Source organism: Pseudoalteromonas sp. PPB1, from assembly GCF_015356275.1.
GTDB classification, from domain to species: domain Bacteria; phylum Pseudomonadota; class Gammaproteobacteria; order Enterobacterales; family Alteromonadaceae; genus Pseudoalteromonas; species Pseudoalteromonas rubra_D.
Map to the genome: position 1 here is coordinate 28,981 of NZ_JACEQV010000024.1, position 12,340 is coordinate 41,320.

Here is a 12,340-nt window from a genome sequence, read left to right on the forward strand (position 1 = left end):
TTTCACCCTAGTGCCTCCTCAACAATACCAAAGTCTCGGAGGATAGTGTCTCTGTCCTGATCCAGTGTCGGAGCACAACGTACGCTGGTCATGTCTGCTACATTGGAAAACTTCAGCGGCGTACCCACTATCTGCTCAGGCCCAAATCCGCCCTCTGTAGTCACCAGCATATTGCGCAACTGCACATGTGGATCACTCAGCATTTGTGCAACATTATTAACTGGTCCACACGGTACCCCATGTGCACTCAGCCGCTCGACCCAAACTTGGGGTGTTGCCTGAGACAAGATGTCTTCCAATAGCTGCTGTAATTCCTCTTCATTATCTTTACGTGCCTCAGGGCCATTAAAGCGCGGATCTGTTTTCAGTTCACTGTGACCCAGCACATCACATAATTTACCAAACAAGGTTTCGTTACCCGTAGCAATGACCATGTAACCACCGCGCGCAGCAAACATGCCAAATGGTGGGGCAATTGCTGGACGATAAGTACCTACAGGACTGGGAATTTCTCCCGTTGCGTGATGGCGCATAATAGAGTATTCAAGTAATGCCAGCTGACAATCCAGCATCGCGATATCAATTTGGTTGCCAACCTGAGTGCGATGACGCATGTTCAGTGACATCAGAACACCAATGGTCAGATACAAGCCCGAGCTGAGATCCCCAATACTGACACCCACACGGGTCGGAGGGGTATTTTTGTGTCCCGTCACCGTCATAATGCCACCCATGCCCTGAACCACCATATCATACGCTGGCTTATCACGGTGAGGGCTGCCATGCTGACCAAACCCTGATATCGCACCGTAAATAAGGCGAGGGAATTTACTGTGTAAAGTCGGCCAGTCATAACCAAGCCGCTCCATTACGCCCGGCCTGAAGTTTTCGGTCAGTACATCCGCTTTGGCCAGTAAGGCTTCAAAGACCTTCCGATCTTCTTCATCTTTTAGGTTCAACGCTATGCTTTCCTTGCCCCTGTTAATGGAGGCAAAATAGCCAGACATCTCGTTCACATTGGGACCATACATGCGAGCATCATCACCACTGCCGCTGAGCTCAACTTTGATAACACGTGCACCCTGATCGGCCAGCATCATGGTACAAAAAGGACCGGCCAACACCCGGGTAAGATCGATCACCGTGATCCCACTAAGCGGTTTTTCTTGAGTTTGATTTATCATTATTATTCTTCTTTAAACTGTTGGATTCGAAAATAGCAGTTCACAAGCCTGCCGCCCTACCGCTGGGGCAAAACGAAAGCCACTCCCCGAGCCACCTCCGATAACCAGCTGACCCGGTTGACTGGCCACTACCTGAGGACGACGCTCACGAACATAACCGTCGCTGTGGCACCGTCCGCCACGTAAAGCGCCAATCAGGCTGGGAGCATGCTGCTGCAAAATGGTTTCTGCAATCTGACGGTCTTCCTGTGAGATTTCGCATTCATGACGCTCAGGCATGCAACCCCACTGCTGAGAGGTAATACTCATGATCCAGCGTTGTTTATGCAGTAAGGGCAATAAAAACGCCCCCTGATCATAGAGGTAGACCAGTGGACTGGTTTCATCAACAGGTGCATCAATTTCATAGGCAACGACTTTCTTGCGGTTTATAATCAAGTCGCAAGACTGTTCCTCTGCGCTAAGCCAGGCACCTTTGGCAACCACGACCTGGCCTGCATGCAACGTCCTGCCGTCACTCATAGATAACTGCCAAGCGTCGTCAGAGCGCTTAAAATCTCGAACAGCCAGACACTCATAGACATCGACACTGTCGTTTGCGTACGCCAGATGTTGACAGATCTCAAACACATTGCCCCATAACGTGGCACGACTTTGCGACAACTGCAGATCAGACGGGGGCGACAACCACCCTGGTACCTCACACTGCACCGGCGTCAGCAGATCGGTTTTTTGATTCAGTGTCTCTTGCGATGCATCACTATATACAATCAGTGTATCTAGCTGACGTAACAAGTGCTGACAACCCAATGCCGGATCTTCATACCAATCCCTCGACAAAGCGGTTTGCTGTTGATGAGCTGCAGTCAATGAAATCGGTGAAATAATCGCCCCCGCATAACCACTACAGCCAGCTCCAATTTTATCTCTGTCAATTAGGGCAATGCGTTTATCAGGATGTTCTCGTGCTGCCTGATAGGCGACATTGGTGCCCATGACACCCGCGCCTATCACAGCAATATCATATGCTTGCATCATGACTGTGCCATCCACCACACAGTGAAAATCACCAGCTGCTGCTCACCATCATTATGGACAAAATGGGTTTTGCGCGGCTCAAAATACAAGTAATCTCCCTGCGTAATGTGATACTCCTGACCATCGTAATTGATGATCCCCTGACCCTGTGCAATAAACCAACATTCAGAAACATCATGCGTATCCGGCTTAGAGGTTTTACCAGGCTCAACAAAAAACTGCCCGCCTTCAAACGGAATACGCTGCTCACCAAACTGGTCAAAATCCACCATCTTAAGTTCAACGCCCGGACGGCTTGAGGTGGGCGGAAGTAATGTAAATTTGTTCAACATAGTGCTGTTACCTAAATAATCCATCAATCATATGCATAGAGATCCGTTCGAACGGACAAGGAAATGCGTTAAAAGCCGCACTGTCACAGGCCAACCCGGCAAGGCTTGGGTCGCCCGACAAGCTGCAGGCCTGCCATAGGGTGCGTGCCGTTTCGGGGATCAGCGGATACAGCAGTAACGCCGACTGAGCAAGATACTGTGCCAGTGCATCCTCACGCTTAATCCCCGCACCAGTAGCAATATAATCCCGCGCAATGGCTACAACCTCTTGCGGGTCAAAGTTGCGATATTCATAGATATGTGTGAGTTTTTCCCACACCGGCGCGAAGTCTTGTCCAGCTGGTAATACTGGCCAGGTTTTACCGCTCAATTGCTCCGCAGCCATCACCAGTGGCTGCATCAGCTCGTTGATCAATACATTGTTATACCAATGCAGCAAAGACGCCTGAGTAAAGTCCATCGTGTGTTTTGCCGGTGAGGTAGCTGCCAGTACAAAACGCACGCCTTCGGCCTGTATCATCGGATTACTGATGACTTCATTACCGTTCACAACATGGCCAGCACTGGTGGAAAACTTACGGCCGTTGAGCAGATAAAACTGGTTCACCACAAAGTGGTCAAATCCTTTCCACTGAGGGATCTCTGCACCAATGGCATTAATATTAACCATGTGTGATACCGTGTTATCCATGCCGAAGAAGTTGATGGTGGTCACTTCAGACTCGGCATCAAATGGATGGGTCTGACACCCGGTCAGCGCCTGATAAGATTCACCTATCATACGGCAGTAGGCATACAGCATACCGTGCCCGAAATATACCTGTTGATTATCGCCACACGAGACACCCCAAGCAGCACGTTCCGTCAACCGCACCTGAGTACGGTTATTCTGGAACTGTTTTTCGACAATGGCATATTCCTGTTCACGAACCTGAGCCTGTTGTAGCGATTGCAATAAGCCATCACTGTTCGCTATCTGGAAAAACACGTCACTCTGCGGCTCAAAACACAAGGTATGTGCAGTGTTTCTGTGCCGAGCATCGAGGATTTCACCAGGTTCCAGATGCGCGCCGCATTGCTCACAGAAGTAGCCACTCATGGGGGAATCACAATCACAGCAAATTCCCTCAATCCAGGCACCCGATGCAGGCTCGCCCGCCTCATTCTCAGGAAACGGAGCTTCCTTTGTGATGACTTTGCCTTCACGTTCGGCAACCGTCACCACCTCCTGCATCGTGGCGACATAACGAGGTTGCCACTGTTCGGAGAAAGGATTAATGAAGTTATCATAATGGATTGAAAAGCCTGCGAAGCTGTCAACAATCGTTGCAAAGTGCTGCGCAGCCAGGTGTGCGGGCTGCACACCTTGCTGGACAGCTTTCAACTGAATAAACGAGTCAATTGCATCGGTTCCTGAAATCACCTTCACATCGTGTCCGTCTGCACACAACTTGCGGTAGTACATGTCCTGTGACAAATAAGGACCTGACAAATGCCCCAAATGCAGCTGACCATTTGGCGCAGGCTTAGCTGAAATCAGTAAGTACTGTTTCTTTTTCATCGCTCAGCTCCTACATGTAGCCTAACAACGGCGTATCAGGTTGGGTCTGGAATACCGGTTTTTTCAAGATAGAATTCGCTATCATCGCAGCTCTATAAGCTGAGATACTAAGGTTCGGATCACCCAGTCCAAGTTGCATTTTACTGGTGTTTTGCACGTAAATTCGATTTTTCCCCATGTGCTGCCAGTGCAACTCATAGTCGTCGGAAATTTTTAGTTCGTCCACGCTTTGATATTCATCACTCACCAAAGACTGCAACAGATCCCAGGACGCAGACTTAAATCCGGTTGCCAATATCACTTTGTCAGATTCGAGCGTATAGGTGTCACCCTGAAGTAGGTTCTTGAAGGTCAATACATAAGCACTACCTGACTTTTCAATGGCCTGAAGCTCATGATAAGGACGGATCGCATAATCACAGTCGTGCTCCGTAAAGAACTTTCTGTCAAAGATACTGCGATAGATGTTGTCCAGCAGGCCTTGATTGATACCATCACTGGACATTTCCATACGTTGAATGAAGTCTTTCTTCTTATCTGTAGTCAGTCCCTTAAACACCTTGATAAAACTTGGCGAATAAAACTCGTTCACAAAGCAGTTATCTTCAAGCTGAGCAAAGGAATAACGTCTTCCCAGCCAGTGAATGGATTTACAATGATTCTGCGAGAAAACATCTGCAAAGACTTCAGCACTACTCTGGCCACTACCGATCACGGATACTCTTTGTCCCGCCAGTGCATCTCGACGTCTGGCAAACTCTGTGACATGAAAAACATCATCAGAGATAACATCTTTGGCACATTCAGGGACATTTGACTTAATCCCCGCCGCAATCGAAATATCCTTGGCGAAGTAATCCTCTCCATTCACCGTCACAATGAATAGCTCACCGTCATGACGGATCTGCTCAACGGTGCTATTCATTCTCAGTGACGGCAACATGTCAGCCACCCAACGAAAATACGCCTGGAACTGGTTTCTGGAGATCGTATCCGTTTTACGGTTCAAGAATTGATACAACAAGTTCCTGTGGTGCAGATAGTTAATGAAAGTGTATTTGCTGGTGGGCGACACCGGCAGGATCAGGTCCTTCATAAAGTTAACCTGAAGCTCTGAGGTATCCAGCAGTAACCCAGGATGCCAATGGATGGTTTCATTGCGCTCGAAGAAAATGGCGTTTTCAAAGCCCTGCTCTTCTAACATAACTGCAAGCGACAGGTTAAACACGCCGCCGCCAATCCCGATGAGATCATATACCTTATTATTATCCACGTAAGACTTCCTTATTGACTATTTTTATTAACGGTATTTTTGAAGGTGGTAACAAACTGCTCTGCCTCTTCTGCGGTTAAGATGCGGTTTGCGTACGCCATGCGGATTAAAATGCCGCGGTTTGATTCATGAACATAAATGTTGAAGTCAAACTTAGGTTCATAGGGCAGCGGCGCTGTTTGCTGTTCGAAGTGCGCCGGGACTTGCTTCTCCTCGCCAGGTACGATGACATTGTTGACGTGAAATCCCGTCAATGGAAAACGTGGCTCCGTCAGTGACTGACCAAAATCAGCAGCCAAATCCTGGTACTGATAAATGCGATTATCTATGCTTTCAAAGAGGTTTTTATTAACCTGCTCTACCAACTGCGCAAATGGCTGGCCTGCCTGGTACTCTGCTTTGAGACATAACAAGTCAACAAAGTAACCAATTTTATCTTCAAGTTCGGCCTGATCGCGGCCGTGATATAACAGACCTACCGACACGTCATCGCGCTTATACCAGCCGCTTGCCACTTCCACGAAGTTAGCAAGCAAAAAGTTAAACAAGCTTGATTCCGTTTGCTTTGCTTTTGCTGCAGCCTGCTCTGACAAAGTTTCGCCCAGTAAAAACGCGAACATGGTGCCGCCCTGACTACCCTGAGGGTGATCGGTCAGATAAAAAGGCGTGAACCCGTCAGGATATTGAGTGCGCCAGAATGTGCGGGCTTCAGTGTATTTTTCACTGTCCGTCAGGGCATATTGCCACTGCACAAAGTCCCGATAGGCAACATCCGGCGCTGCACAGGTTTTCCCTTCAGCAATCAGGTTATAAAGTCGTCGAACTTCAGTCGTCACCAGACCGCCCGAATAGGCATCCAGGATCCCATTAAAGATCCCTATCACCGCATGACCACCCCCGTTAGGCGACTTGCAGATCAATAGTTTGAGTAGCGGTGGGTGAGCCAGCTCAAATGTTTCCTGAGCAATGCGTCCATACATGGCTTTTTGCAATTCATGGTCGCTTTCCACTTCTTGTGTAAAGAAAATGGGCTCTACCACCGGGTTAGGATTGAATGAAATGCGCAACTTGCCTTGCTCATCAAAGTCGTAACCCGTGTGGAAAATATCGTTTTGCTCAACCAGAACCTGAACCGCCTGCTGCAAAATCTCAATGTCTTCCCAGTAGTCAAAGGTATTCGTCATCCGCTTAGACGTTGGGGCATCTATGTTATAGGTTTCGAAATAACGGATCTGTTGCGGTGATGCAGGTAATGAATCAACAGGATCTGTATTGCATAGCTGCGGCAGATCAGACAATTCACCCTGTTCAATATAGCGAGCCAGCTCAACAATCGCTGCGTTATTAAACACATCGGTAAACGATATAGAAACCTGATATTGCTTGGCGATAGAAGACAACATTTTGGCCACCAAAATAGAGTTACCTCCGAGCTCAAAAAAGTTGTGACGGATACCAATTTCACTCTCAGGCAGACTCAGTAGCGCTGACCACAAGGCCACCAATTCAGTCTGCAGTTGCGTCTGTGGCGCCACATAATTGTCAGTCAGGTTAGTAAGCTCCGGCTCGGGTAAGGCGCGTTTATTAATTTTACCATTTGGTAATAGCGGCCAGTTCTCGAGTACCACAAAAGCATCCGGCACCATATAACCAGGTAACTGGGATTCGAGTGCTGCCTTAAGCGGTGCCAAGTAAGGGGTAAAATCCTCACAAGCTGGTTTTAGATATGCCACCAGCTGTTTTTGAGTGCCACTTTGACGTACCACCACCAGTGCTGACTCAACCGCCAGCTGAGATTCAACCTGCGCTTTAATCTCATTGAGTTCTATCCGGTAGCCGCGCAGTTTTACCTGCTCATCAGCACGGCCAATATACTCCAGCTCACCACTGGGCAAATAGCGTACTAAGTCACCGGTCTTGTACATACGATCACTGGTCGAGGCACATTCAGGGTGATAGAAAGGGTTCGTAATAAACTTGTCGTCTGTTAGCTGTGGCTGATTCAGGTAGCCACGGGCCAGCCCTTTACCAGTCAAATGCAACTCTCCTACCGCCCCAAAAGGCAGCAGCTGGTTGTGTTCTGACAATACGTAACCCTGAGTATTGTCTATGACCCGGCCAATACTGGGCGCAGCGCTCAGCGGTGATGTAAACTCTGCATACGTTGAGTAAGTGGTGTCTTCAGAGGGCCCATAGAGGTTACACACTTTAGTCACCCCAGCCGATAGTAATTTATTCACCAACGTGGCTGACAAAGGTTCACCAGCGGAGTTCACTACCAATGTTTCGGACGGTAATCCGTCCTGTTCCAGGATCAGCTCAATGGCGGTAGGTACTGAGTTAATCAGCGTTACTTCGACCGGCTCCGCCAACAACGCAATTAGGTTATCGACGATCACACATTGAGAACCGAAACACAGCGGTAAGAACAACTCATAAATAGACAAGTCAAAACATAACGACGTGCTAGCCAATACCTTAGCCAGCTCCTGCTCTGAGTACGTACGCTTTGCCCATTCAAGCATTGCCACGGCATTACCATGCTCAACCATCACCCCTTTCGGATTACCCGTTGAACCAGAGGTATAGATGATATAGGCAAGTTGATCTGCTGTTACCTGAGCCGCTGTATCAGGCTCTGTACTGCTATAAGCCTGATACCAGAGTTCGCCATGAGTATCACTGACATTCAGCGGCGTAACTCCCATGGCCTCAAACTGTGCACTCAATTCTGGCTGAGTCAGCACCAACTCCAACGCTGCGTCTTGACAAATATAAGCGATGCGGTCAGACGGATATTCCGGGTCTAAAGGCACGTAAGCACAGCCGGCTTTGAGTACAGCCAGGATGGCCGCAACCATGTCAAAGCTGCGATCGGTGCACACACCGATGAGCTTGCCAGCCTGGTAACCGGGCAGTGCGATCAGTCCATTAGCAAGCTGGTTTACTCTGCTATCAAGCGCCGCGTAACTCAAAGTCTCACTACCACACTTCAATACTGCAAAGTCTGGTTGTGCCTTGACCTGCTGCTCATAAAGCTGATGTAAGCACAAGGGGCTAACAGGCGTGTCATTCGAGCGATTGCTCGTGTGTTCCAATAGTTGACTCTGATCAGCTTCGCTTAACAGCGACCATTGAGACAACGGAGCGGCCGATGCAAGGTTAGACAACACTTGTAGGTAGTTATGACCTAGCTGCACTATGGTGTCGCGTTCAAACAATGCACTACTGTATTCAAACACAGCGCGCAACTCGTCGCCCTCTTCAATTATTGTCAACTTCAAATCGTACTTGATATGGCTAACATCAAACTCAATGTCTTTGCTGCTAACACCGTCCAGCACTAAAGGATCCGCCGCGATATTCTGGTAAGCAAACATCACCTGAAACAGCGGTGCATAAGTCGCACTGCGTTTGAGTTTCAGCTCATTAAGCATGAGGTCAAGTGGTACACCCTGCCATTCATAGGTATCCAGAATTTGCGTCTGCAACTGCTCAACAAACTCACTAAAGCCCAGCTGGCCAGAAATATGAGCGGCAATTGGCAGCGTGTTGGCAAATAACCCCAGCATGTCGTCGGTGTGGTTTGCCTGACGATTTGAAAATGGCACACCGATACACAGAGAGTCCTGGCTACTGACCTTATTCAGCATCACGAAAAAGGCTGCCATCATGACTGTAAACCGGGTTACTTGCGCGCGGTTAGCCACCTCACCAGCCAGCTTGGTATGCGCCGCCTCAATGGCAAACGAATAGGTTTCCCCGAGTGTTGAACGCTCAGCGGTGCGCGCCGTTTTTATCGGTAGGTTAGTGTAATCAGGCAGATCTTGTAGAGACCCGCATAGGGCACTGACCGCTGCATGCAACTTAGGCGAGTCCAACCAGGCTGCCTGTGCAACAGCATAATCCGCATAATGGTAGATCAGCGGTAACAAGGTCTCGCCATGATATAATTTTGCGAATTCCTGGCTAAGAATACCCAAAGACACACCATCACTGATGACATGGTGCATATTAAACACTAGGGTCGTCTGCGCTTCACCCCGTATGCAATGCAGCCGGATCAACGGTTCCTGTTGCAACGAAAAAGGCACCGCCAATAATCTTTGTACCTGTGCAGATAAATCTGCTTCCTGCGTCAGATGCACTACAGAGGCTCTCGCCGTCTGATGGATCACCTGGTATACATCGCCGTCTGTGTCTTCAAGATTCGTACGTAACGCTTCATGACGAATCTGCAAGGCATGAAAAGCCTGCTCAACCCGCTGAATATCCAGCAAGCTATCAAATGTTTTAACCAACGGCATTGAATAGGCGTTACCCAGTTCAGCCAGCTTGTGCGCCATCCACAGTGAAGACTGACTAGCAGTCGGTGGTAACTGAGCTGGTCGTTGATCCGTCAGTACCAGGTTGTCACTCGTGTTACTCAGGTAACTGATAATATCGCTTTTGTGATCTTTGATTTCCTGTAGCAGTGCACGGTCGATATTCTTGGTATTTCCACTTAGAGCTAGCTGTTGCGATTTGAGCGTCAGCTGACAACCTGCCTGCCATACTCGCTGCAACAATTCCTTTATTGTTCTTTTTTTCACATTTAACTCCACTTTCCCACAGAGCTGATAAATCATTAAATTTTGGCCGCATGAGGCCGAAGCCAAACAGGCCCATGATTTTTTTCATTAACGTATTGGGAGAAGTGCTCAGCTAACTTAGCTGAGCCCCCCTGGCTCGTTTATCCCGAGCTAACGGTTATTTTTCATAACCGTCGTCGATGGCCAGGTAATCCTTAGTACGGATGATTTGCTCTCGGTCAGAAAATGACGCCATGCTGTCAGCAATACTGCCACTGTCGCCATATTTTAAAATGGTGCTCAGAGTATTCTGACAAGCCTGAATCGTGGCACGCTGCAAGTCGGATGGAATGATAACAAACTTGTAGCCTAGCTCTTGTAAGCGCTCTTTTGGTACCAGAGGGGTTTTACCACTGTGGAACATGTTGATAAGTTTAGGTTGTGGAATATGTTTAGCGATCAGCTCAATCTGCTCGATAGTTTCAGGCGCTTCGACGAAGATCACATCAGCACCCGCTTCCATATACATTTGTGAGCGCTCAATAGCCGCATCAAACCCTTCAACAGCGATGGCATCGGTGCGCGCGATCAACACAAAGTCTTCATCAGTTTGGCTGTCTTTAGCTACACGAATTTTGTGTGCCATTTCTTTTGCACTGATCAGTGATTTATCATCAAGGTGACCACAACGTTTCGGGAACGTCTGATCTTCCAGGTGCACACCAGCAATGCCAGCACGCTCGAACGCTTTGATTGTTCGGCTAACATTAATTGCATTACCAAACCCTGTGTCCGCATCCGCAATCACAGGGACTTTCGTAACTTCCGCCATCTGACCAACGCGATTCATGACTTCAGTAAAGCTGATGATACCAATGTCCGGGAAACCACAGCTTCGGGCAATCGCACCACCACTGGCATAAATGACATCAAAGCCTGTCTGCTCTGCCAGTCGTGCACTCATTCCATCAAAGACACCCGGTGCAATGTGGATGTTTTGGTCATTTAGCATTTGTCTTAAAAGAGTTGTTTTTTTCATTTCGCTTGCCTCTGTGTAGAACTATCCTGTGAGAAAATTCTATTCAATTGTGATTGTTATTTTGTTATTCAGTGCTTCGATAGCCTGTTCAATATCGTCATCCAGGCCAACCTGAGCGATAAAGTAGCCGATTTCATACCCTTTGAATTTGACGTCCGGATAGACCATTTCATCTCCCACACCCCAGGTTTGCATAAACTCGCGGCAACGGGGATCTTTGATCACATTTTGTACCCCTTCGATCTTACTTATCACGCCTTTCGCTGTTGGCATCACAACACGAGATGCAGCACGGGAGTGAGCAAGCTGGGTGTAATCCGTATGTGCAAGCGGGTTATTACCCTGCACAACCTCAATCAGTGCAGCGTAACTGCTGACACCAGGCAGGGTCAGTGGGATAAGATGAGAGTTAATCATCTCACCACCCAGACGACCGCCAATTTCCAGGATCTTCAGGCCTGCTTCGGTGATCATAAAATCGACATGGAAGCCGCACCAATTTATACCTGTTTCAGCTACAGCTTGTTTCAGTTGTGCTACAATTTCTGTTTGTAGATCAACTGCTAACTTAGAGGGTACTACATTTTCATACTGCAAAGGCAGACTTGTATCAAACTTCTTATCAGCAATGGTAAATGTGATCACCTCGCCATCGGCCACAACCCCAGCTAGAGAGTGTTCACTGCCTGTCAGGCGTTGCTCCAGTAGCATGATATCTTCGTAGTAATGATACATATCACCGGCCTGCTGTTTGTTAACAGCAACCACTTCGCGGTACTTATCCAGAGCCGTTTCCAGGTCAGTGATCACACACATACCACGACTACCTGAATTACCAGCTTGTTTTAATACTGCGGGAACGCCTACTTCAGCTAATCCGCTCATGAAAGAAGCTTCATCTCTTACCACTGAAAAGCGAGGATTCAGACCCGGAAACTTCTCCAGTAAGGCACGTGTTTTACTTTTATCACGAACATTTTCAGCATGCTCAGGTGTGGTATGGGGTAATCCCAGTGCCTGTCCTAGTTTGGATGCCAGTACGACTTCGCGATCTTTCCAGACCAAAATACCGGTCACATTGAGTTTATGTGTCGCGATATAGTCGAGAATCACCGGCTCAGCTTCAGCAAAATTACCGACATTTACGTCCAGCACGTAGTCAAGACAATACGCATCGTAAGCGCGCGGGGTAGGGGTCGCCATGAGTATCTTGTAACCCTGTTGTTTTGCCGCAGCTATCTCCTGTTTTCTCTCCAGAGGGAGCTCCCGGGTATCTAAGTATAAGAGTACTTTGCTTCCATTTTGTTGGTACTTGTCTAACATTGACGTTCCTTATTGGGTT

8 protein-coding genes are annotated in these 12,340 nt (G+C 48.2%); all 8 read right to left on the reverse strand.

All coding sequences use genetic code 11. The annotated features are described in order from the left end of the window. Positions 1 to 2: 2 nt before the first annotated feature. Positions 3 to 1,184, reverse strand: a complete 1,182-nt coding sequence (locus IY568_RS19620; RefSeq protein ID WP_125562002.1) for a CaiB/BaiF CoA transferase family protein — start codon at positions 1,182 to 1,184, stop codon at positions 3 to 5. 12 nt (positions 1,185 to 1,196) lie between these two features. After that, the gene (locus tag IY568_RS19625) at positions 1,197 to 2,222 is read right to left on the reverse strand and encodes an NAD(P)/FAD-dependent oxidoreductase (protein WP_194868464.1); all 1,026 of its coding nucleotides are present in this window, start codon (positions 2,220 to 2,222) and stop codon (positions 1,197 to 1,199) included. After that, the gene (locus IY568_RS19630) at positions 2,219 to 2,554 is read right to left on the reverse strand and encodes a cupin domain-containing protein (RefSeq protein WP_125562006.1); all 336 of its coding nucleotides are present in this window, start codon (positions 2,552 to 2,554) and stop codon (positions 2,219 to 2,221) included. Before IY568_RS19630 ends, IY568_RS19625 begins: the two co-directional genes overlap by 4 nt. Positions 2,555 to 2,561: 7 nt before the next feature. Further along, a complete protein-coding gene (locus IY568_RS19635; RefSeq protein WP_194868465.1) occupies positions 2,562 to 4,115 on the reverse strand; it encodes a class I tRNA ligase family protein in 1,554 nt (517 codons plus the stop codon). Positions 4,116 to 4,125: 10 nt separating this feature from the next. Further along, positions 4,126 to 5,388 carry a lysine N(6)-hydroxylase/L-ornithine N(5)-oxygenase family protein gene (locus tag IY568_RS19640; RefSeq protein ID WP_194868466.1) on the reverse strand — a complete coding sequence of 421 codons (1,263 nt, stop codon included), beginning with the start codon at positions 5,386 to 5,388 and terminating at the stop codon, positions 4,126 to 4,128. An 11-nt stretch (positions 5,389 to 5,399) separates the two neighbouring features. After that, positions 5,400 to 9,980: a non-ribosomal peptide synthetase gene (locus tag IY568_RS19645; RefSeq protein ID WP_194868467.1), complete on the reverse strand. Its 4,581-nt coding sequence runs from the start codon at positions 9,978 to 9,980 to the stop codon at positions 5,400 to 5,402. A gap of 157 nt (positions 9,981 to 10,137) precedes the next feature. After that, positions 10,138 to 10,998 (reverse strand): isocitrate lyase/PEP mutase family protein, encoded by an 861-nt coding sequence (locus IY568_RS19650; RefSeq protein ID WP_125562014.1) that lies wholly within the window; start codon positions 10,996 to 10,998, stop codon positions 10,138 to 10,140. A gap of 39 nt (positions 10,999 to 11,037) precedes the next feature. Further along, positions 11,038 to 12,321 (reverse strand): ATP-grasp domain-containing protein, encoded by a 1,284-nt coding sequence (locus tag IY568_RS19655; RefSeq protein WP_125562016.1) that lies wholly within the window; start codon positions 12,319 to 12,321, stop codon positions 11,038 to 11,040. Positions 12,322 to 12,340: the final 19 nt, after the last annotated feature.